The 19,521-nt window shown below is 40.3% G+C and carries 27 protein-coding genes and 1 tRNA gene; 7 read left to right on the top strand and 21 right to left on the bottom strand.

Annotation, left to right across the window (positions count from 1 at the left end; genetic code table 11):
* The first annotated feature begins 5 nt into the window (after positions 1-5).
* The 3 genes from MHI11_RS07460 to sinR all read left to right on the top strand — a co-directional run bounded on the left by MHI11_RS07460 (position 6) and on the right by sinR (position 1,519).
* The gene (locus MHI11_RS07460; protein ID WP_044140979.1) at positions 6-803 is read left to right on the top strand and encodes a YqhG family protein; all 798 of its coding nucleotides are present in this window, start codon (positions 6-8) and stop codon (positions 801-803) included.
* Between the two features lie 182 nt (positions 804-985).
* Positions 986-1,150 (top strand): anti-repressor SinI family protein, encoded by a 165-nt coding sequence (locus tag MHI11_RS07455; RefSeq protein WP_003217357.1) that lies wholly within the window; start codon positions 986-988, stop codon positions 1,148-1,150.
* A 33-nt stretch (positions 1,151-1,183) separates the two neighbouring features.
* The gene (gene sinR / locus MHI11_RS07450; protein WP_106065581.1) at positions 1,184-1,519 is read left to right on the top strand and encodes a transcriptional regulator SinR; all 336 of its coding nucleotides are present in this window, start codon (positions 1,184-1,186) and stop codon (positions 1,517-1,519) included.
* Positions 1,520-1,586: 67 nt separating this feature from the next.
* Here the strand turns inward: sinR and tasA are convergent, their stop codons facing one another.
* Genes tasA through tapA form a run of 3 tightly spaced genes read right to left on the bottom strand, consistent with a single transcriptional unit; the run spans position 1,587 to position 3,596 of the window.
* The gene (gene tasA, locus MHI11_RS07445; RefSeq protein WP_106065582.1) at positions 1,587-2,387 is read right to left on the bottom strand and encodes a biofilm matrix protein TasA; all 801 of its coding nucleotides are present in this window, start codon (positions 2,385-2,387) and stop codon (positions 1,587-1,589) included.
* A 57-nt stretch (positions 2,388-2,444) separates the two neighbouring features.
* Positions 2,445-3,017, bottom strand: coding sequence for a signal peptidase I SipW (sipW, locus tag MHI11_RS07440; RefSeq protein ID WP_340960780.1), 573 nt, complete (start codon positions 3,015-3,017; stop codon positions 2,445-2,447).
* Positions 3,018-3,068: 51 nt separating this feature from the next.
* Complete coding sequence (tapA, locus tag MHI11_RS07435) at positions 3,069-3,596, bottom strand: amyloid fiber anchoring/assembly protein TapA (protein WP_340960779.1); 528 nt, start codon at positions 3,594-3,596, stop codon at positions 3,069-3,071.
* A gap of 299 nt (positions 3,597-3,895) precedes the next feature.
* Between tapA and MHI11_RS07430 the strand changes: the two genes are divergently transcribed.
* A complete protein-coding gene (locus MHI11_RS07430; RefSeq protein ID WP_065098439.1) occupies positions 3,896-4,174 on the top strand; it encodes a DUF3889 domain-containing protein in 279 nt (92 codons plus the stop codon).
* A gap of 33 nt (positions 4,175-4,207) precedes the next feature.
* On the opposite strand, the gene MHI11_RS07425 is transcribed toward MHI11_RS07430, so the two are convergent.
* The 9 genes from MHI11_RS07425 to MHI11_RS07385 all read right to left on the bottom strand — a co-directional run bounded on the left by MHI11_RS07425 (position 4,208) and on the right by MHI11_RS07385 (position 9,472).
* Complete coding sequence (locus tag MHI11_RS07425) at positions 4,208-4,402, bottom strand: YqzE family protein (protein ID WP_111911043.1); 195 nt, start codon at positions 4,400-4,402, stop codon at positions 4,208-4,210.
* Between the two features lie 59 nt (positions 4,403-4,461).
* Positions 4,462-4,845, bottom strand: a complete 384-nt coding sequence (locus tag MHI11_RS07420; RefSeq protein ID WP_340960777.1) for a competence type IV pilus minor pilin ComGG — start codon at positions 4,843-4,845, stop codon at positions 4,462-4,464.
* Positions 4,842-5,372 (bottom strand): competence type IV pilus minor pilin ComGF, encoded by a 531-nt coding sequence (gene comGF / locus MHI11_RS07415; RefSeq protein ID WP_340960775.1) that lies wholly within the window; start codon positions 5,370-5,372, stop codon positions 4,842-4,844. The genes MHI11_RS07420 and comGF overlap by 4 nt, the downstream gene beginning before the upstream one ends.
* Positions 5,281-5,598 carry a competence type IV pilus minor pilin ComGE gene (gene comGE, locus MHI11_RS07410; protein ID WP_044140968.1) on the bottom strand — a complete coding sequence of 106 codons (318 nt, stop codon included), beginning with the start codon at positions 5,596-5,598 and terminating at the stop codon, positions 5,281-5,283. Before comGE ends, comGF begins: the two co-directional genes overlap by 92 nt.
* Positions 5,582-6,028 carry a competence type IV pilus minor pilin ComGD gene (comGD, locus tag MHI11_RS07405; RefSeq protein ID WP_111911051.1) on the bottom strand — a complete coding sequence of 149 codons (447 nt, stop codon included), beginning with the start codon at positions 6,026-6,028 and terminating at the stop codon, positions 5,582-5,584. Before comGD ends, comGE begins: the two co-directional genes overlap by 17 nt.
* Positions 6,021-6,314: a competence type IV pilus major pilin ComGC gene (gene comGC, locus MHI11_RS07400; protein WP_340960774.1), complete on the bottom strand. Its 294-nt coding sequence runs from the start codon at positions 6,312-6,314 to the stop codon at positions 6,021-6,023. Before comGC ends, comGD begins: the two co-directional genes overlap by 8 nt.
* A gap of 16 nt (positions 6,315-6,330) precedes the next feature.
* Positions 6,331-7,410, bottom strand: a complete 1,080-nt coding sequence (gene comGB / locus MHI11_RS07395; protein WP_235355588.1) for a competence type IV pilus assembly protein ComGB — start codon at positions 7,408-7,410, stop codon at positions 6,331-6,333.
* Entirely contained in the window at positions 7,352-8,422 is a 1,071-nt protein-coding gene (gene comGA, locus MHI11_RS07390; RefSeq protein ID WP_044140966.1) for a competence type IV pilus ATPase ComGA, read from the bottom strand. The genes comGB and comGA overlap by 59 nt, the downstream gene beginning before the upstream one ends.
* A gap of 177 nt (positions 8,423-8,599) precedes the next feature.
* A complete protein-coding gene (locus tag MHI11_RS07385; protein ID WP_003217438.1) occupies positions 8,600-9,472 on the bottom strand; it encodes an STAS domain-containing protein in 873 nt (290 codons plus the stop codon).
* 98 nt (positions 9,473-9,570) lie between these two features.
* On the opposite strand from MHI11_RS07385, the gene MHI11_RS07380 reads away from it, so the two are divergent.
* Positions 9,571-9,641: transfer RNA gene (locus MHI11_RS07380), tRNA-Gln, on the top strand.
* Between the two features lie 54 nt (positions 9,642-9,695).
* Here the strand turns inward: MHI11_RS07380 and MHI11_RS07375 are convergent.
* Positions 9,696-10,076 carry a Spx/MgsR family RNA polymerase-binding regulatory protein gene (locus MHI11_RS07375; protein WP_007501232.1) on the bottom strand — a complete coding sequence of 127 codons (381 nt, stop codon included), beginning with the start codon at positions 10,074-10,076 and terminating at the stop codon, positions 9,696-9,698.
* 213 nt (positions 10,077-10,289) lie between these two features.
* Here MHI11_RS07375 and MHI11_RS07370 point away from each other — a divergent pair, with 213 nt between their 5' ends.
* Positions 10,290-10,532, top strand: coding sequence for a DUF2626 domain-containing protein (locus MHI11_RS07370; protein ID WP_003217440.1), 243 nt, complete (start codon positions 10,290-10,292; stop codon positions 10,530-10,532).
* A gap of 45 nt (positions 10,533-10,577) precedes the next feature.
* Here MHI11_RS07370 and MHI11_RS07365 read toward each other — a convergent pair whose 3' ends face one another.
* Complete coding sequence (locus tag MHI11_RS07365; protein WP_340960772.1) at positions 10,578-11,216, bottom strand: MBL fold metallo-hydrolase; 639 nt, start codon at positions 11,214-11,216, stop codon at positions 10,578-10,580.
* A 157-nt stretch (positions 11,217-11,373) separates the two neighbouring features.
* Between MHI11_RS07365 and MHI11_RS07360 the strand changes: the two genes are divergently transcribed.
* Positions 11,374-11,547, top strand: a complete 174-nt coding sequence (locus tag MHI11_RS07360; protein ID WP_003217333.1) for a DUF2759 domain-containing protein — start codon at positions 11,374-11,376, stop codon at positions 11,545-11,547.
* Positions 11,548-11,571: 24 nt separating this feature from the next.
* Here MHI11_RS07360 and MHI11_RS07355 read toward each other — a convergent pair whose 3' ends face one another.
* From MHI11_RS07355 to MHI11_RS07325, 7 genes are all read right to left on the bottom strand, one after another.
* The gene (locus MHI11_RS07355; protein WP_034662003.1) at positions 11,572-11,886 is read right to left on the bottom strand and encodes an MTH1187 family thiamine-binding protein; all 315 of its coding nucleotides are present in this window, start codon (positions 11,884-11,886) and stop codon (positions 11,572-11,574) included.
* Between the two features lie 78 nt (positions 11,887-11,964).
* Positions 11,965-13,218: an MFS transporter gene (locus MHI11_RS07350; protein WP_111911055.1), complete on the bottom strand. Its 1,254-nt coding sequence runs from the start codon at positions 13,216-13,218 to the stop codon at positions 11,965-11,967.
* Between the two features lie 154 nt (positions 13,219-13,372).
* Positions 13,373-14,497 (bottom strand): M14 family metallopeptidase, encoded by a 1,125-nt coding sequence (locus tag MHI11_RS07345; RefSeq protein ID WP_106065592.1) that lies wholly within the window; start codon positions 14,495-14,497, stop codon positions 13,373-13,375.
* A gap of 86 nt (positions 14,498-14,583) precedes the next feature.
* Positions 14,584-16,503: an LTA synthase family protein gene (locus MHI11_RS07340; protein ID WP_044140962.1), complete on the bottom strand. Its 1,920-nt coding sequence runs from the start codon at positions 16,501-16,503 to the stop codon at positions 14,584-14,586.
* Between the two features lie 213 nt (positions 16,504-16,716).
* Positions 16,717-17,670, bottom strand: a complete 954-nt coding sequence (locus tag MHI11_RS07335) for an ROK family glucokinase (protein WP_340960770.1) — start codon at positions 17,668-17,670, stop codon at positions 16,717-16,719.
* 13 nt (positions 17,671-17,683) lie between these two features.
* Positions 17,684-17,887 carry a YqgQ family protein gene (locus MHI11_RS07330; protein ID WP_008342322.1) on the bottom strand — a complete coding sequence of 68 codons (204 nt, stop codon included), beginning with the start codon at positions 17,885-17,887 and terminating at the stop codon, positions 17,684-17,686.
* Positions 17,888-17,957: 70 nt separating this feature from the next.
* On the bottom strand, positions 17,958-19,496 hold the full coding sequence (locus MHI11_RS07325) for a rhomboid family protein (RefSeq protein WP_044140960.1): 1,539 nt from the start codon (positions 19,494-19,496) through the stop codon (positions 17,958-17,960).
* Positions 19,497-19,521 lie beyond the last annotated feature (25 nt).

Raw genomic sequence — 19,521 nt, 5'->3', positions numbered from 1 at the left:
GATCAATGAAGCAGCGTGACATACATACCTTTCTTCTCCGTTTCTTTCAGGCAAATCAATGCGACATACTAGAAGAAAGTGCAGGACATATGACCGTACAACTGACCATCGATATGGATAAATTGATTATGAACCGCCCTTTTTATTGGCACTGGCTTGAAAAAACTGGTGGTGTTCCGGAGCCGCGGCAATTGACCCTCATCACCGATCAAAAAAGAGTGGAGGATACCATTGAGGGTGAATTTATCCACTTCGGCTCCCCTCGTTTATTTCAAATTTTTGAAGCTGTCAAACAGCAGGGCCGATTTATCCGTCTCTATGAACGAGTCACTCCGCTCACGAACAACCAGATCGCACTCGAGCCTTGGCTTGGTCTCAATGTGAAAATTTCTTATCTCGCAGATCGAAAGAAGGATAAGCTTTTATCACTAGGACTTCATCTAATACGCGGAGAAGTCGTTGAACAATTTCAAGAAAAGCTGGAAACCCGTGAGCTGTCATCTCAAATTCCCGATTATTGCTTTACGATGAGTACAATGATCAAGCCAGAAAGCGGAGTCAAACGGCTCTACAGTCTAATGGAGCGTTACGCCCATGATGAACCAGACGATTGGGCGGTGAGAGCTGTTCAAAAATGGAAAGAAGACACTGAACTTTTAAACCAATTTTATGAAGGGACTTCAGACACGTCTGTAGAATATGAAATAGAAAGACAAGCACTCAAAACTTTATATGAACCAAAAATCAGTCTAACGATTGAAAATGGCGGACTTTTTTACTTACAGCACAAAAGAGGAGGTTGACCCATAGGTCCCCTTCCTTTCATGTGACGTACAATTTTCGATCAGCCAAAAGCAACGTTTGTCTGTTTGTATTGGGCGGAAAAATGACGCAAGCAAACTATGAGGTCTTACCACCTATGTCTTTCCATTTCATGCGTTAAGTGCCTGAAATACATGATTCAGTATTTTAGGAGGGTATTTGTATGGAAAAGAAAACGAACATATTAGACAGTGAATGGGTTCAATTATTACTTGAAGCTCGTAAAGCAGGGCTAACAGTTGAAGAAGTCCGTCAATTCCTCAAATCAAGTGAAAAGTCCTCTGAGTCTCACCCTCTGGTAAGAAGTCATTCTATCAAACCTTTCTGAATGTGCTATAATATCGAAAGGAAGGTGATGACATTGATTGGCCAGCGTATTAAACAATACCGCAATGAAAAAGGCTACTCACTATCAGAACTGGCCGAAAAGGCTGGGGTAGCGAAGTCTTATTTAAGCTCAATAGAAAGAAACTTGCAAACAAACCCCTCCATTCAATTTCTTGAAAAAGTCTCCGCTGTTCTGGACGTCTCGGTTCATACACTGTTACACGAAAAAGATGAAACCGAATACGATGGTCAATTAGATAGTGAATGGGAAAAACTAGTTCGAGATGCAATGACATCAGGGGTTTCGAAGAAGCAATTTCGTGAATTTTTAGATTATCAAATCTGGAAAAAAAAGCAAAGAGAGGAGTAAAGCGCACATTTTAGCGCATACTCCTCCAATTGCTATGCAGAACTTGATATCAGTCTAAAGACTGGCTTTATTTTTTATCTTCGCTGTGTGCTTTTTCGTTTTCTTTCACGTAGCCTTTTTCATCCGTATGCTTTTTGGGATTGATCGTTAAACCATTCCACTGAGTCGCTTCGAAGGAAAGATCAATTTGAATCGCATCGCCTTGGTATTTATTTTGGATATAGTGACCAGCTTTATCCTTCGTCTGGTCATTGACAAATTCAATGATCATTTCCATTTTATCGTAATCAAACGGGTTCTTTGGTATGCCGTCATACTCTGGAGCCACTGTTCCATCAACAGTTGCTACATTAATCTTCCCACTTTCATGTAAAAACTTCTCATCAACGGCATGACGAAGCTTTTCAAATGCGGTCTGATCCTGTTTTACCGTTAGTTGATGCAAGTCAAGCAGGTTTGCAGCGTCTAAGATAATATTTTTCGGATAACCATTTCCACCTTCGGCTCCAACCGTCAGAACACTCACCTGAAACTGGCCAAGAAATTCTTCAGCTGTATTCTTACCGCCATTTTTCGCGGAAGATCCGTCTTGAAACTGGCTGTAATCAAGACTCATCAGCACTTGATTGATCGCAAGTGATCCTTTATTTTCAAAATTAAATTCTTTCTTGATGCGGTCACCAGGTTTTAAGTTCGAAAGGTTGATGGCGCCGGAGTTCTCTTTTGCAGATAAATCCAGCTCTCCTGTCGAGTAGACCGCATTTGCCGTTTCTACATCGTTAAACGCCGCCCATGTCCCCCCACCGATTAATGCCAGGCCTAAAGCCCCTGATAATACACCTAAACGAATTGATCTTTTCTTTGCCATGAATGAACCCCCTAATAAATTGTTTTATTGAAACCTAATTAGGTTTCAAACGAAAATTTAAGCTTGTTCCTCTGACATCTGTAAATCAGCCGTGTGTCTTCGGTGTTTTGCAACGCCTACAAAATGAAGAGTCGAATAAACGAGCAGCATCACACCTGGTATAATGAGCAGCAACGCGGTTCCAGCCGAAGTCCCTGCATACGAAAGAAGCGTTCCTGCATAAGGAATGTTCACACCCGTATACTGCGCAGTCACCTGATCCGCTTTTACTAGCGTACCGTCCTGATACATATTGTGGTCACCTTTCGTCTCAAAGGCTTTATTTGCTCCCTTTCCTTTCATCCCAACAATTCGGTGAGTCACATAAGACTTGTCCTGCTTCGTTTGAAACGTGATAATATCCCCTTTTTTAAGTGACTCCGGTGAAGTCACTTCTTTTACGACAATGAGTGAGCCAGTCGAAAATTCTGGTTCCATTGAGCCAGATAATACTTGCTTGAATTGATAACCGAAAATTTGAGGATCTCCCCCAGTAGTTCTTGATGACAATACGACAATAATACATGCAATCATCACCGTGAACACCACTACATAAAGAATACTTCCAGACATCTTCATCCATTTTTTCATGACCTCTTCTCCCCTTCGCCTATCATTGTTTCATTTAGAAGACAGCTCCATTTAGGATGCATTTTCTTGACACTTTGCGAGTTGCATATGTTTAGACCATATAAATGCATCTTCAGATCCTTCAAAACCTTTAGGATAAAAGATTTTAAACGCATAAATTCCATTCGTTTTTGCTTTATCTGTCGTGACAGTCGTTGTTTCTTGAGAAAGAAGGGACTGTATAGAGCCTTTTTCAAGAATATGACCATCTTGTAACGGCTTCTTCTCACTTTCCACTTTATGTAATTCCCATTTCCATTCAGAGTGTGCAATAGGTTGTCCACTATTTTTTAGTGTCATGCTCAGCTTTTGAGGCGCGCAGACTGTTCCTTTGATCATCGTTTGATCAATGAGTTCCAAATGACTTCTATCCCATTTGGAAGGCTGACAATTCTGGTCAGTCTGTTCAAAATTTTCGCATGTTTTCATGACAAAGTTTGAGTGCTCAACATCGTTAAAAGAAGCGTTCGTTGTTGAGATCAAGAGAGACGTGAAAATCAAACAAATGGCACAAAAGAGTACAAAGAGCGACTGTTTCATTCATTCTCCAACTCCTTGAACGATTGTTCTCTAATAAGAACGATTACATACAGTATAAGGAAATACCTATAAAACCCAAAACGTCAAATTAGTCCATTTTGTTCTTAAACAAGAACTATTGCGAGAAAATTCTTCCATTTTCTCATTCTTTCGCCATATTCAATATTTTTTTGTGTGACATTTGTACTTCTTAAAAATTTACATAAAAGTACAGCATTTGGTCAGAATAATAGCAGGTGAGGTGATGTGAAGTGAAATATGGAAAGATGATAATCATGCTCAGTTTACTGTTGGGTCCTATGTTACAAGACGCCAATCCTGCGGATGCGAGAGGTTTCACTTCCGCCGCAGATCAATGGGAAATACGGGCAGTCAAAGAAGCAAAAAAACGATATCCGCTAACGCAAGTCTTATTCAAACAAAAAGTATGGGACCGACATCGTGAGAAGGAATCTGTGAAACAGTATCATATTACGTTAAAAGACCACACCAAAGAATTTGGGGTATTTGTCACTATTTCTTATAACCCTTACTCAAACAAAGTCAATAAAGTGATTGTTGTGGAAGAATACAGCTAAAGGTGCATAAAAAAACCGCCTGCTGGCGGCTTTTTACTTTTGTCGATGTCGCTTACGTTTTTTTAGCATCATTGAAAACCCAAACGGCAGAACCCCAAATAAACGCTGTGAAAATGGCTGTTTCGTTTCCATTTTCTCTTGTTTATGTTCCTTCCGTTCGTCACGTGGTGTATTCATATATTTAATGATTTCCTGTGTCATATATTTTACATAGTCATTGGTTTTCAAGCACAATCACCTCTTCTTTCTTCAAGTGTTACCAGGAAGAGGATCATTTTATACACTGGCTATTCAGGATTTGCCCATTTCATGATTTCACGGGTCTTCCAATCCAGCACGAGTTCCCGCTTATCTGATAAACCATCCTTTGTTTTCACACTAACTAACATGTGGATACGCTTTTTCTTTTGATCGCATGTTATCTTCTTTAATGTCACGCGGCCTTCTTCAGTGTCAATAGGGGTTTGCTGCTTTTCACACAAACGATGGAATGTACGGGCAGCTTCACTCGCCCCCACCCTGAAAAGCTGCTGTTTTTTATAAAACGAAATCGTCAGCTCTGCACTTCTCAGCTCTTTTTGAAACCCCATCGTCATCACCCCTAGGATCAAGAGAAAAAATAGAATCGCAGCCAGTACATGCGGATAGATAAATCCTTCTTCCCTTTTCACGATGCAGTAACCACCCCTTTATATATGAAAAAAACGGCTTCATACACCTTACCAGACTCATCTGTGACTTTAAGGATAGCTCTATGCTGATTTGTTCTCACGCGAAATTCTTTCACTTTTTGCAATAAAGGGAGATGGCCTGCTTGATCCATTCGCTTCCGAAGCATCTCTTGATAGGGCTCAATCGTTACCACTCGCCCTTGATCAGACACATACTCTAACGCTTTACCTCCTTGCACCGATCGAACAGCCGTTGCTCGGCTTAATTCCTCATCTAATTGCAGAACAGTCTGTTTCCACTCCATTTGTGAAAATCGGTTAATCTCTTCAAAAGGATGAGCTTTCGAAGCTGTTGATAAGATCAGTACACAGCCAAAAGAGAGGAACAAAAATAGCTGCAATTGCCATAAAGCCTGGACAAGGGTAAAACCTTGTTCACCGTTCAGCAACCTGGTGAAAGCATATGGTCTGCTTTTTTTGTAAGTTGTATGATACACATCCCTTCTCTTTACTCCAATTGAATACATATGTGATGTCGCCTCGCTTCTTTTTGACAGAAGATTTTGTACCCTCTATGAACGATTCATTCATCTGTTCATGCAAAATTTGGTAAGCCTCAAGTTTGGCTCTTACTTCATTTTTCCCTATCATGATTTTTTCATAGGCCGGCATCAGCACAAGGGCTGCAAATAGGAAGATATGACAAGCAAACAGCGCTTCAATCGTACTAAACCCTCTATTGCTTTTGAACATGGATTCGCCCGCTTCCTAAATAGATCGTGAGCTTATACGTTTGACTGCCAAATTGAATGATGAGAGACCCGCCGCTGCTTGGATGTCCGTTTACATTAAAATAGATACCTTGTGGAAATGTAGAAGCCTTAATGCTTCCCTTTTGTTGCTGAAAAGAAGCAATGACTTCGCCATCCTTTTGATCGATTACCTGATACGATACATGTGGCGGATAGAATTCAACATATACACGTGTTTTTTTGACAAATGCAGTATTAGCAGCCAATTGAAAATCTTGTTTCATGATGTTCACTTGTTTTTTGGCTTCAGCGTCTTCTATTAAATTTGGGATTTTTATTCCTATGATCGACAATAGAATCGATAGGACCAGTAAGGTCATTAGCTGTTCTATGAGGGTAAAACCCTTTTCATGAAAAATTAATTTATTCATGCTTCACATGGCCGTTTTGAATGACAACCGCTTTTCCATTAGGACACGTTAATCCCTTTTTGACATAGCCTTCTTTTTCTAATTCAGCTAAAGAAGGTGTCTTGCCATCGTGCTCTAATTCATATGCCATCACCTGAGTGCTCACCATTGATTTAAGTCCTTCACAGCCCTTTGCTTGAATCGTTTGGTGGTGACGAGTAATATTCGGAATGGTAATAAGTAAAAGAATCGAAATCACAAGCATGACAATTAACATTTCTAACAGAGTAAATCCTTTATCATTCATGTCTTTGCCCTCCTCCTTACACTTGCTCCATCAGTTGATACATTGGTAAAAGAATAGATAAATACACAACGAGTATAAGAATTGCCGTCAGACCATAGATAACCGGCTGCAGCCACGACATCCATTTTTCAATTTTCAGCTCTGCATTCTCTAATAGAAATTGACTGTACGTGTACATTTCTCTTGCAAGCATCCCGCTCGCTTCACCATGCTCGATGACGGCTGCAAAATGTTTTTCAAAAAAAGGAGACAGGCTCACTTGATGTGCCATGCTCTCTCCTTTTCTTAACTCTTCAATCATCTGTTCTGATATTTCTTGAAGAAAGGGTAAGTAGCTTTGCTGCTTAAAAGCTAGCAAGCTCTCGTACATCGATAATCCAGCCTGAAGCAGTCCGCTTAACTGTAGAGAGAAAAGATACGTATGCATCAGCCGCATTCCTTTATATAAAAAAGGAAACCTGCTTATCACCCTTAGCTTCTCAAGGGTAGATTTTTTCCTAAAAAAGAAAACATAGTATCCAGTCAGACAAATACACACACAGCCGATGAGGAGGAGAGATACATGCAGCAATTGAAAAAGTCCAAACATACCTTGAATCAGCCATGACATTCGGGTATCCATCGAGGAGTACAAGAGAGAAAATTGAGGAATGATCATTTGCTGAACGAGTATGAGCACGATCAAAACCGTAAAGATGAGGAAAATCGGGTAACGTAACATGCGTTTAAACGTATCTACCTGTTTAATTTTTTTCTCTAAAAACCGTGCGCTTTGTTCAAGTGCTTTTGCTAGACTTCCATGCTTTTCGGAGAAACTTAAAATGGCAATGACTTCCCGCTGAAAATGGAGTCTTTCTAGCACCACATAAAAAGGCTCCCCTTCGAGCAGCCACTGAATGCCTGGTATCAATTGTTGCTGCTGCTTATTCGACAACTGGATATTCACCATCGTTAATGCCTCAATCAATGTATATCCAGCCTGAATCAATTGAGCAAGTTTTGATAGACATACCGCTTGATCCTTTTTAGACCACACTTTAGAGGCTTGCTTCTTCATAAACCCAGCGATGATAGGTGTTTTTCGATAAATAGCCAAGTGCCACTCCTTTACGAATTAATCTTTGCAGTGTTTCATATGACGAGTGAGCATATTCTCCTTTAGCCTCCTTGATACACTCACCAAGCTCCTTTCCGAACAGCAGTTCAAATACATTTGTTCGTCTGACCGGTCGATTTAATTTACAGTAAAGCTGGCATGTTTCTCCGCAAAATGGACAGGTGAGCTCGATTAATCGCTGCGCAGCAATCGCCACCATCGTTTGTTCGAGTTCATTCATCGTGACACCAAATTCAAGCATACGATAAAGGGCTCCTTTTGCATTTTTCGCATGGAGTGTACTCATCACTAAATGGCCTGTTAGTGCTGCTCTAATTGCCGTTCGGGCCGTTTCAGCATCTCTTATTTCTCCTAGCACAATCATATCTGGATCATGTCTTAAAATAGCGCGTAATCCTGCGGCATATGTGATGCCGGCTTTTTCATTTACTTGAACCTGCAGCACTTCTTCATTTCTCGTTTCCACAGGATCTTCAAGTGTAATAATATTTCGGTTGAAATTCTTTTTTGCAAACTGGATCAATGAATAAAGGGTTGTTGTTTTCCCTGAATTGGTTGGACCGGTAAATAAAATGAGCCCATGCGAATGATTCAAAAATGATAATAACCTGGTGGAGGCTTTCGGAAATAGTGACAGATGTTTTATTTTCGGAACATGATCCTGCGGCAATATTCTAATCACTAAACTCTCATCATTTACAGTTGGTAGGGTAGACATTCGAATAAACACCTGGCCGCTTCTTAGCATCACAGCTAGTGACCCATTTTGCGGCCTCCTTTTTTCCCCAATATCCATGGATGATAAAAATTTAAAATGAGCAATAAGCCGCTCGCCGCTTTTTTTATCAATGGTTCGCTGCTGAATTAAATCTGAGTCTACGCGGAAAGATACCGACGCTTCCTTTTCTTTTGGAACAATGTGCACATCAGATGCTCTCATGCGGCATGCTTCTTCTAGCAGCTCTTGTCCCAAATATTCAATCCCATACAAATGGTTCACTCCCTTCTCTGACTATATTGTAAGTCGGAGGAACCTGTCTGACAAAAGAGCAATTTATCATTTTAACGCCTAATCAAGTGAAAAAACCATCAACTTGCGATGGAAAACGTGGTTTTTTAAAAAAGTGCATATAAAAAAACCTGACTTTTACAAGTGCAGGTTTTTTGGTCATGTGGCTTCTTGCGGCTGTTCTTCAAAAATACGAAATCCTCTTTTTTCCAAGGCTTTTGCAAGGCTATGTTCTGTATTTACTTTTGAGAAATCAATGCCGAGTTTCACAACGGTTTGAGCAATTTCTGGGCGGATGCCTGAAATAATCGTCTCAATGCCTAGAAGCTTCGCACTATCCACCACTTTAAACAGCTGATAAGCAACCATCGTATCAACGATCGGTACGCCTGATATATCAATAAACAAATGCGTTAGACGCAGTCTTGAAGCCTGTTCTAGCACGGATTCCAAAATAATTTTGGCCCGGTACGTATCAATCTCTCCGATGAGCGGCAAAATTCCGATTTCCTTTGAAACTGGAATAACAGGAGCACTCAGTTCCTGAATCATCTCTCTTTGTGCATTTAGCTGACTCAGTGTCACGCGGTCGTATTCTTCTGATAAACGCTCGATCATATCATCAAACGTGGAATGAAAATGCTGATTCCACCCGCATACATCTTGGAGCGTCACTTCAAGCTCGGTTTCTAGTATGAATTTCTCGATTCTGGAACAGAAAATCTGACGAAATATCTTAAATTGTCCAATGATTTCATATAAAGGCACCTCGTGAACGGCTCGATCACGTGCGATATCAACAGACCACTTTTTCAAATGATTTTCTACTTTGTCTGACAGTGTCACAAGTGTTGCTGCAATGGTTTGAATAAACGCTGTGTTCTGTTCCTTCAGCTTCATTTCCGTTTCCTCTGAAGCATGTTTGGAATATAATGAGCCTTCTTCAGTTCTTGTTTTCAGCCATTCTTCGGTCATGACAGGGGCTTCTTTTAGGATAAATTCATATAATTGCTTCGATTTTTCATTTTTCATTTACTTCTCCCGCTCCTTTTTCACTTAAAACTAGTGACATACAACTTTTATGTATAAATGACCGCAGATGGTGAACAATATCATTACACGTTTGATATTGGGCTATAGCCAAGTGGTAAGGCAATGGACTTTGACTCCGTGATCGTTGGTTCGAACCCAGCTAGCCCAGTTCAGCACAAAAACGAAGACGGCTGAAGCATGTTTCAGCTGATCTTCGTTTTTATTAGGAAACTGATTGATGAATCGCTTTCTTTTTTGATATTTTCATGAGTTCTCCGGGATTATAGCCTACTACTAATTTATTTCCATCAATGATAATTGGTCTCCGGAGCAGTTTAGGTTTTTCAATAAGAAGCTGAAGAACCTCGTTTACTTTTAAATCATTAATATTTAAATTTAAGCTTTTAAAAGCCTGGCTTCGTGTGGCTAAAATTTCATCCATTCCTTCTGTTGTTAAGGAAAGAATCTTTTTTAATTCATCTAGGGTTGGCGTTTCTCTGAAAAGGTGACGCTCTTTAAAATCAATTTGATTCGCCTTTAGCCAATGTTTTGTTTTGCGGCAAGACGTGCAGCTCGGGTACGAATAAAAAGTAATGTCACTCATTAGTCTTCCTCCTTAGGTCGTTAACCTTTTCTCTTATGGAGTAAGTACCCTCATGTATTTCGGCATAAACACGTTTTGATCACTTTTTCAAAAAAATTTTTTCTACTCGTAAAATAAATGTTCACACGTTGTCAAAAATGTAAATGTTTACATAACAAGTGGTGATCAGCTATAATATGAATCAAAGGGGTTTTTTTAAGGGGAGGGAAAGAAATGAATCGCATGTTCCGCGTGCTTGGCTTTTGGACGGGTATTTTTGCTGTCATGTTCTATTTAGGGCATATGAAAGATGCATCGTTGCTGTTCTTCGGTCAAACCGTTCTTTTTGTATTTTTATCCTACTTGAATTTATCCGAAAGAATGTATATTTACATTTTCGGAGCGTACTTGACGATTTTCTTTGCCGGATTTACATATTATTCGATTTTCATCATGGTTCCCGGTACCGGACATTAATTGAAAAAAGCATCTCTATCAAAAGAGATGCTTTTTTTCATACGTTTAAAGAGAAAAACCATTGATAAATGGATTTTGTTCTTGTTCAGTGAGTACAGTTGTTTCACCGCCATGTCCACTTAAAACAAGAGTTGATTCTGGTAATGACAATAATTTGTTATGAATTGATTGAAGCAGCACTTCTTGACTGCCCCCTACTAAATCGGTTCTCCCGATGCCGCCTTCAAATAACGTGTCACCAGAAATCACAAATCCTTCTTCCGCCGAATAGTAAGATACACTACCTGGTGAATGCCCAGGAGTGTAGAACATTTCTAATGTAAACGATCCAATTTGAAGCGTTCCTTCTGACGTAATTAATTTTTCTGCTTCTTTGACCGTAATTCCATTCCCAATCAATCGAGCTGAACCGTTTAATTCAGCGTTCGTGAGCCATTCTTTTTCATTCTCGTGTACATAGAGTGGCACTCCCCACTCTGCGCGCACCTCATCTGCTGCACCGATATGATCAAAATGAGCATGTGTCAGTAAGACAGCAAGCGGTGTGAGCTGTTTTTCTTTTACATAGGAAATCAGCTTTTGTGCTTCACCGCCTGGATCAAAGATTAAGCATTCTCCGTGCTCATTTTTCCAAATATACGCATTCGCTTGTACATAGCCTAGTGGAATTCTTCTCCAATTCATTTTCATCACCTACTTTATTCATTCTTTTTTATTATGAAGGCTACACAATAAAAATTCAAACAATCGTCAACTGGAATCTACTCGACAAGCTTTATGAAAACGGTTAAAATGAAAAGAAAGGAAATCAAGGGGATTGATGACAAAGGGGGACTTTCACATGATGCTCGTCATTATTTTTGGTCTAGTCACGATTTTAGCTGCACTCGGGATCTATCGCTCACTTAAAAAAGTGAACGTACTTGCCATCGCTTTTGCTGGCGCAACATTTTTGGTTTTTGGCTGGTTTACTGTCATGACCATCATCTATAGCGGTTATCCAACTGCACATTAAAAGCCTGCATTTAGCAGGCTTTTTTTATTGATTCAAGTGCTTATTCACGCTTTCTATTTTGCTTGTAAGCGTTGTGGTTTGATCCCGCCTGTCATCAATGCGAATATTGGTCGCGACGCGGTGCAATCCCTTTTCAAAAGGTGCTTCATGAATGCGCTGAATGACTTCAAATAAAACGGATAATTCACCTTCAATTAACGTATTCATTGGTGTTAATTGATAATTAATTTTCCCTTCTTTTTGAAAGCCTTCTAAAATTCTTTGTACATCTGCTACATAAGCACTGACACTTGGTGTTTCCGTGCCTATTGGAATGATAGTGACATCTGCTATGGCCATGTTTATTGCCCCTTTCCACTCAAATCCTCATGTTTTCTCGTCCTCATTGTAACCTATTCGCAATCCATCATGCCATGCTCACGTTGCATTTAAAGAAGGCTTGTCCCGTTCTATCGTCAAATCCGCCCTCTCTACCTTCCCAATCTTTGTGAATAGCAGCAGGCATATCCCTGACACAGCTTCAATGATGCCGCCGGCCGCAATGACATACCCTGACCCAAATCGTGTTGCCATATAGCCGCCAATGAGAGCGCCTAACGGGATCATGAAGAAGGAGATCATATTGATAATTGCATACACTTGCGGCTGATCCTCTGCTTTTACTGACAATTGAATCATTGTATGTTCAGGCACGTTGACTGCACTGATGGCGGCACCTAATGCAAAAGCTGATATAAATACAAGTGGTAAAAATGCGTTCATGCCTGTTATAAAGAACGAGATTCCATCAACAATCCCGGCACCTATAAACAGCAGCCCATACCGGTTCACTTTTACCTTTGTCAAAACAAACCCCATCAAGAATGCACCTAGTGCCGTTGTGACTTTAATAAATGAATAGATAACTGGTCCACTATGTAAATCCTCTGTTAAATAAATAACAGACAATGCTTCCCATGGTGCGGCAGCAAAGTTCGAGCAGACACAAAAAATCGCCAATGGGAACAAAATATGGTGCCTTCTAACAAGAGAAAATCCCCGAATCAATCTTTTGCCGTATGATAACCCTTTTTTGGCTTTATCAATGATGATTTCTGTTTCATATGTAATGATTAATACGAGTAAAGCAGACAAGAGATAAAGAGGAATAATCACAAGCATTGTATATCCTACCCCTACAAACGCAATCATGACACCACAAACCGTGACCGTCACAAGCCTGACTACATGACTTGCTGATTGAATAGTTGCATTCGCTTTTTGTATGAGGTCCTCATGGACAAGCTTTGGAATAATTGATACAGACGCCGGTTCGTAGGAGCCACCAGTTGCCGAATGAAGCAGCATACAGCCAATAACAAGTGCTAATGGCGTGAAACCATAAAAGTAACTGACCACAATCACAAGGATTATCGCTCCTCTTGTTAAATCAGCAAAACACATCCAAAATTTCAATTGATGCGGCTTCATCATTGGGGTAATTAGCGGCCCAACAATGGCTTGCGGAACAAAGCTGACCGCAATAAAAAAGGCTGTTCCAATTGCCCCTTTTCCGCCTAGTACTAAAAGCCACAAGATGGTGTTGAAAGATAAACTATCAGCTGTTATTTTGCACATTTTAGACATAAATAAGTAAGTGAAATTCCTTTTCCACAGGCTTTGAGCACTCAATGATCGACATCTCCCTAAACATATCCTTTTTTTTACATCCATATCTTTCACAATAGCTCACAAGGTGGCCTTCGTCAATTGCCCTAACATTATTTTTATTGACAATAAGAAATTACTTCATGTTCAAATGTAAAAAGCACCTGACAGGTGCTTTTTAACACTTACATGCTTCCCATAACAACCGCTTTGTTTTCTCATAGATGGTGTCAAATTGATTCATGGAAAGAGGATTTTTTCCTAGGCCAAGCTCGACTGTATAGCCCTCATTGTGACATTGATAAATAAACCAATCGCGATAGCCTGCATAGCTGTCAAGATATTGAATCGGTTTATAGCCGCTTACTTGTTCGAATCGTTTGACCGTTTCTTTTGAGATGGCTGATTCATGACCAAGAAAGCCCCAGTATATCTCTTCTCCTTGTGTATGGAGAGCAACAAGCCTGTCAAAGCGTTTTCGTAACGCTAGATTTGCCATCGCTTTCGCTTCTGGTTCTGTTAGCGGCTGATACCCAGGAAAGCCTCGATTGGACGGAGCCTTAGTCTCATGACGGTAGTATTCGATCTCCCAATAAGCAGGAAATTGATTGTTCAAATCCACCCCTCGTATATTTGCTTTCCACTCCTGATAATCAGCATATCCATCATATAGCGGTGTGAATTCTTCACTGCTCAGACCAAGTGACTCTGGTCCATTTCGTACGAGGTCCACACCATCTGGATTCACCATTGGTACGATAGAGAGAGCTGTGGTTCGCAGAATATGAACGGCTTCATGATGCCTTGCTTGCACCGGGTCAGATGCAGCCAAACACAGCGATTTCAGCCATTTTATTAAAACAGACGTCGTGATCCATTCATTTGCATGAAAAGAGGCATTCAAATGAATAGAATGTAAATGCTGAACAGGCTCTGTTCGGATTTCATAAATAGGTGTATCAAGCACTGAATGACCTATTATGCTCATTTGAAGAAAAGGAAATGCGGCTTTCAAGTGGCTCAGCTCTTCTTCTAATTGAGCACTATCATATTCAAAGGTTCCATTGATCCAATCATCGGATTGCTGCAGCCTGTAAGGCGCAATAAATTTCTGCAGCTCACCTATGGAAGAAAATGAATGGATACCTTCCGGAAGTCGATATCCCGGTAAAAGGAGGTACTCATTGCTGATTTGATTGGATAAATGGAAAGCTGCATTCCCTATCCCTAACTGCTTTGCTACATGATCCTTTTCCTCTCCATCTAGCTGCCATTCAATTTTCCCAAACGACGTTGTCTTCATTTACATCCCTCCTCTCATACTATATGAGCCGGCAGACAAAAAAAGAAAACCTCTGCATTTAAAAATAACAGAGGTTTTCTCGTATGTTAGGACGCCTTTTTCAGCTGCGTTTCATCTTCTTTTTTGGATGGAGAATGGTCCGGGCTATTCCGGTCATAAAATCTAAGGAGATCCCCATAGATGATTTGATCAGAGAATTGGAGCTCTTGCTTTGCCTTCTCTTCATAAGACTGACACACAGTCTCATCATCTCTTGGCTCACCCGTTTTTTTATTGTAGCAAACACCATCTGTGAACACACTGTCCTTCGTAATAAAACTGCCATCACGAAGCACGGTAAAATCATTAGTATCTTTCGATAAAAGATCATGGCCAAATTGAATTTGTTTACTTGTATCAATTCCTAATAGATTGAGTACAGTTGGGCGGAGATCGACCTGACCACCTACCGTATCAATTTCTTTTGGATGTTGATCCGTGATCCCTGGAATGTGTACAACAAACGGGACTTTTTGAAGCTGTACTTCTTCAAATGGCGTAATCTCTTTATTTAAAAATTGCCCCATAGCTTCGTTATGGTTTTCTGAAATTCCATAGTGATCCCCATATAAAACAAAGATGGAATTTTCGTACAAACCTGTTTCCTTCATTTTTTCAAAGAAAATCTTCAGCGCCTCATCTTGATATCGCACTGTAGGAAAGAACTTGTTTAGCGTTTTGCTCTTAGAATCATATTCATCAATGAGCTTATCTTCTTCATCTAGATCAAACGGAAAGTGATTCGTTAATGTAATCAATCTCGTATAGAAAGGCTGCGGGATCGATTTCATCAATTCCGCTGACTGTTCGAAGAATGGACCATCTTTCAGCCCCCAGCCAACTGAATTTTCTTCATTTACATCAAATGATTTAATATCAAAAAACTTATCGTAGCCAAAGCTATCGTAGATCAGGTCACGGTTCCAGAAACTTTTGTTATTCGCATGAATGACAGAAGAATGGTACCCCTCATCCTTTAACAGCTCAGGTGTGGCTGTAAACTCATTGCTTGGATTTGTGAAGAACACAGCCCCTCTTCCAAGTGGATAGAGAGAGTTATCAACAATAAACTCTGAGTCAGATGTTTTCCCTTGACCTGTTTGATGATAGAAATTAGTAAAGTTGTAGCTTTTCTTGATTAATTTGTTTAAAAACGGGGTGATTTCTTTCCCGTTTAGTTTTTCATTGATCACGAAACTTTGTGTAGATTCAAGTGAGACAAGAATGACATTTCGTCCTTTTGCTTGACCAAACGTCTTTTCATTACGGTCGGTTTGATTTGCACTTACATAGTTTTCAATTTCTGTTAAGCTATTGCTGTCAGCAAGGGCTCGTTGAGCAGACTGTTTCGATTGCAGCACTCCATCATAAATATGGAAATTATATAAGCTAATATTTTTCACCAGCATCTCACGGTCAAAAGAGCGAGTGAGCAGTTCTGGTCTCTCTGTTTCAGCCAAACCAAGGTTAAAGAAGAAAGTCGCTGCCACAAATAAATAATAGGCTGCTCGTTCTTTTCGTGAAATGGTGATATCCGTTCTAAAGGAAGGCTGCTTTTTATAGAGCCACATTAAAATGATGATATCCACGAACATCAATAAATCGACTGGTTCAATTAAAGAGGTAATACTTGACCCGAGGTCACCCATATTGTTTGTTTGAAATAGGACGGGGATGGTTAAAAAGTCACTATAGAATCGGTAAAACACAATGTTAGCTAACAAAATAAATGTCAGAATAAAACTCGTCACGATGATATATCGATTGCGATTTTTTTCTTTCATAAATAAACCGATACCGAAGATAAACAAGATAAAGCTAAGCGGATTAATAAACAGGATAAACTCCTGCATGAAATTTTCTATTTTAATATTGAAGCTAGATTTATAGATAACATAGGTTTTGACCCACATGAGCAATGTCGCAATCAGTAAAAATGAAATCGCCTTTAATCTTTTCTTTCGCATTGTAACCTCCTTATGCTAAGCGAGCACTCAAGCTAGGGATACACCCTAATTATTGGTGCTTCTTCAAAAATAACTAAACTATATCTTATCCTGTATGTGCTGGAAAATCAATGTCTTTTTCCTCATGACAAACTTATGAATATGCTAAACATTTCATTTCATGCCCATCTATCGCTTTTTTTAATAAAAATGACATCATGATGACTTTTTTGTTTAAGACAACCATTTGTTTTTTGCCATCCATGCACCGCCGATGACTCCTGCATCGTTTCCGAGAGAGGCAATCACGACTTCGACATCATCAGCGCAAGGCGGAAATGCGTGATGCTTAACAACGCGTTCTACTTTACTGCGAAGGAGCTCACCTGCTTTTGAAACACCGCCGCCAATCACGATTTTTGTTGGGTTTAACGCACTGGCAAGATTCGCTAACACAAGCCCAAGATGAGTCGTCACTTCTTCTACGACACGCATGGCAAGATCATCTCCTCTTTCAGCAGCCTTAAACACATCCTTTGCAGTCAGCGAAGTGAGCGTGCCAAGTGAAGATGTATGCTGCTCTGTTACTAATTTATCCTTTGCAAGCCGGACGATGCCAGTCGCAGATGCAATGGTTTCAATACAGCCTGTTCTCCCGCAATTACAAGGTGCTCCTTGGAATGGAACGGCACAAATATGGCCAATTTCTCCGCCAGCCCCTGTCTCACCTTGAACAACTTCACCATTTACAATAATGCCGCCGCCAACACCTGTGCCAAGTGTGACCATCAGGATGTTTTTTGCGCCATCGCCTGCACCCTTCCACATTTCACCGAGTGCAGCAATATTCGCATCATTTTCGATGACAGATGGAAGTCCTGTCTCTGCCTCTAGGTGATCTTTGAGTGGATAGTTTGTCCAGCCGAGATTCGTTGTTTTATAGACAATCCCAGATACTTTATCTACAGGCCCAGGTGCACCCATTCCAATCCCAATCAGCGCTGATTTGGGCATACTGATTTCGACTAATTTGTGGTCAATTGATTTGGCAATATCGACTGTGATCGTCTGCCCTGATTTATCCGTAGGAATCTCCCACTTATGCTGAATTTCACCATATAAATTAATGAACGCAAGCTTAATTGTCGTACCGCCAAGATCAACTCCTACAAACCAATCCCCGATCATATGCCTTCCACCTTCACATTGTTTTTCGATTTAATTTGGCTAGTTCCATTTGAAGAATCGTCATTGCGTTTGACCATTCTGTCCGGTCAATAATGCCCGATGTATACATTTCCTTCAGTTCATCTGCCATAAATTCTAATTCCACTTCACGATCTCCGAAATACACATAATTTCCAAATCTCATGAGCAGCTGCTGTACATCATATAACGTTTTCATTGTTTCCACCATTTCTTCTCATCAACAGATAGGATAAGCGTATTCATAAATGCGCTTTCAGTCAAGCCATTCAATGTGTTTGCTTGTTTTCAATATATTGTTTCAGCTTTAAAAATTGATCATTTTTTGGATCTTGGTCTAACCCTTTTTCTATTAGATCCTCTGCTTTCGCTGTCTCTCCTTTTTCTACGTACAACAACGATAGATGATACAGTTTATTTGGATCATCTGGATTTTTTTTAAGCGACTTTTGTAAAAATCCAATCGCTTTGTCAAGGTGGCCGAGCTGCGCTTCCGATAGAGCATATATATGGAGAGCCTCAGCTGATGCATCCTTTTGATGTACATATTTCTCTAGACGTTTACTTGCTTCGTTATAGTTCTTGTCATCAAATAAACTTGCTGCCTCACTTACTGCTGCCGCTTCCTTTTGATCGTCTGAATGAAACCCTGTATACAATCCAAAACCACCAATCAACAGTAGAACAACACTAGCAAGAAACATTTTGACAGGCTGCACTTGTTTAGGGAGCCGGACAGCTAAAGCCGCTAAAAAACCGCCAACCAGACCGCCAAGGTGCCCTGCGTTATCAATACCTGATACGGTAAAGCCGATCCCTAAATTGATGAGGATGATCACAATAATATTTGTCCCCATCGTCCGGAAGAAGAGCTTGCGGTTAGAAATTGCCAAATATAATAGTGCACCTAAGCATCCAAAGATCGCGCCTGATGCACCGGCTGCGATGGCCGTATTAAATACAAAGCTCGCTATGGAACCAAAAATGCCGGAAATGAAATAGATGAGCAAAAATCTCCATGAGCCATAAATTTTCTCAACAGCCGCTCCGACAGACCAAAGAGCAAATGTATTAAAGAGTAAGTGCGTCAAGCCAATGTGCAAAAACATTGGTGTAATCAGGCGCCACCATTCTCCATCTAAGATCAGCCCATTATTTTTAGCACCAAACGCTGTCAAAGTTGCCGTATTGGTACTTCCGCCAAATAGTTCAAGTAAAAGAAACATCACCACTTGAACAGCGATGAACAGGTAGGTGAAAATCGGTCTGCCATTTTGAAAAACGGCCCGTTCTCGTTCACGCTGCTTTTCCTGATCATCAAATGCTTGAAGTACGCTCACTTTAAGCTGGATGACATCTTCAGCTGTGTCTCTTTTTGCCTCTTCTACATCCACTGTCAGCGATGTATTGAGCCATTTTTGCAGCTCGTTAACGTCGTGTTGAAGAGTACCTGCATTCAGTAATACAGGTGTAACCGTCACCTTTTGCTTTTTTTGCGGTTGACCGTTTAGGTCCTCCCAATCATCTACAGGGTAGTCAGCTGTAAATTGGAGCTGTAAGAGATGAAGAGAACGTTTACGCATGGCCTCTCTCAGCTGATCCATCCGATACGTCTGCTCTTCAATATCTCGAACGATCTCCTGTTTAAAATTGACATCTTTTCTATATAGACGGATGAGATCATACCCTGAGTTTCGTGGTGCTTCAAAAAATATTTCATCTTCTGGATACGGACTTTGAATCATCTCGTACCCTTTTTGTCTTAATTCATCAACAACTCGCCAAAATAAACTATCTATGACATTCATTCATTCGCGCTCCATTTTTTACATT

This window comes from Bacillus sp. FSL K6-3312, from assembly GCF_038007485.1.
In the GTDB taxonomy this organism is placed as follows: domain Bacteria; phylum Bacillota; class Bacilli; order Bacillales; family Bacillaceae; genus Bacillus; species Bacillus pumilus.
This window is presented reverse-complemented; position numbering and strand designations above follow the sequence as displayed.

What these genes read in the sequence shown, in the direction of transcription:
- MHI11_RS07460 (WP_044140979.1), top strand. Translation starts at nt 6, where the DNA reads ATGAAGCAGCGTGACATACATACCTTTCTTCTCCGTTTCTTTCAGGCA.
- MHI11_RS07455 (WP_003217357.1), top strand. Translation starts at nt 986, where the DNA reads ATGGAAAAGAAAACGAACATATTAGACAGTGAATGGGTTCAATTATTA.
- tasA (WP_106065582.1), bottom strand. Translation starts at nt 2,387, where the DNA reads ATGGCAAAGAAAAGATCAATTCGTTTAGGTGTATTATCAGGGGCTTTA.
- sipW (WP_340960780.1), bottom strand. Translation starts at nt 3,017, where the DNA reads ATGAAAAAATGGATGAAGATGTCTGGAAGTATTCTTTATGTAGTGGTG.
- tapA (WP_340960779.1), bottom strand. Translation starts at nt 3,596, where the DNA reads ATGAAACAGTCGCTCTTTGTACTCTTTTGTGCCATTTGTTTGATTTTC.
- MHI11_RS07430 (WP_065098439.1), top strand. Translation starts at nt 3,896, where the DNA reads ATGTTACAAGACGCCAATCCTGCGGATGCGAGAGGTTTCACTTCCGCC.
- comGF (WP_340960775.1), bottom strand. Translation starts at nt 5,372, where the DNA reads ATGTATTCAATTGGAGTAAAGAGAAGGGATGTGTATCATACAACTTAC.
- comGE (WP_044140968.1), bottom strand. Translation starts at nt 5,598, where the DNA reads ATGTTCAAAAGCAATAGAGGGTTTAGTACGATTGAAGCGCTGTTTGCT.
- comGD (WP_111911051.1), bottom strand. Translation starts at nt 6,028, where the DNA reads ATGAATAAATTAATTTTTCATGAAAAGGGTTTTACCCTCATAGAACAG.
- comGC (WP_340960774.1), bottom strand. Translation starts at nt 6,314, where the DNA reads ATGAATGATAAAGGATTTACTCTGTTAGAAATGTTAATTGTCATGCTT.
- MHI11_RS07385 (WP_003217438.1), bottom strand. Translation starts at nt 9,472, where the DNA reads ATGAAAAATGAAAAATCGAAGCAATTATATGAATTTATCCTAAAAGAA.
- MHI11_RS07375 (WP_007501232.1), bottom strand. Translation starts at nt 10,076, where the DNA reads ATGAGTGACATTACTTTTTATTCGTACCCGAGCTGCACGTCTTGCCGC.
- MHI11_RS07370 (WP_003217440.1), top strand. Translation starts at nt 10,290, where the DNA reads ATGAATCGCATGTTCCGCGTGCTTGGCTTTTGGACGGGTATTTTTGCT.
- MHI11_RS07365 (WP_340960772.1), bottom strand. Translation starts at nt 11,216, where the DNA reads ATGAATTGGAGAAGAATTCCACTAGGCTATGTACAAGCGAATGCGTAT.
- MHI11_RS07360 (WP_003217333.1), top strand. Translation starts at nt 11,374, where the DNA reads ATGATGCTCGTCATTATTTTTGGTCTAGTCACGATTTTAGCTGCACTC.
- MHI11_RS07355 (WP_034662003.1), bottom strand. Translation starts at nt 11,886, where the DNA reads ATGGCCATAGCAGATGTCACTATCATTCCAATAGGCACGGAAACACCA.
- MHI11_RS07345 (WP_106065592.1), bottom strand. Translation starts at nt 14,497, where the DNA reads ATGAAGACAACGTCGTTTGGGAAAATTGAATGGCAGCTAGATGGAGAG.
- MHI11_RS07340 (WP_044140962.1), bottom strand. Translation starts at nt 16,503, where the DNA reads ATGCGAAAGAAAAGATTAAAGGCGATTTCATTTTTACTGATTGCGACA.
- MHI11_RS07335 (WP_340960770.1), bottom strand. Translation starts at nt 17,670, where the DNA reads ATGATCGGGGATTGGTTTGTAGGAGTTGATCTTGGCGGTACGACAATT.
- MHI11_RS07330 (WP_008342322.1), bottom strand. Translation starts at nt 17,887, where the DNA reads ATGAAAACGTTATATGATGTACAGCAGCTGCTCATGAGATTTGGAAAT.
- MHI11_RS07325 (WP_044140960.1), bottom strand. Translation starts at nt 19,496, where the DNA reads ATGAATGTCATAGATAGTTTATTTTGGCGAGTTGTTGATGAATTAAGA.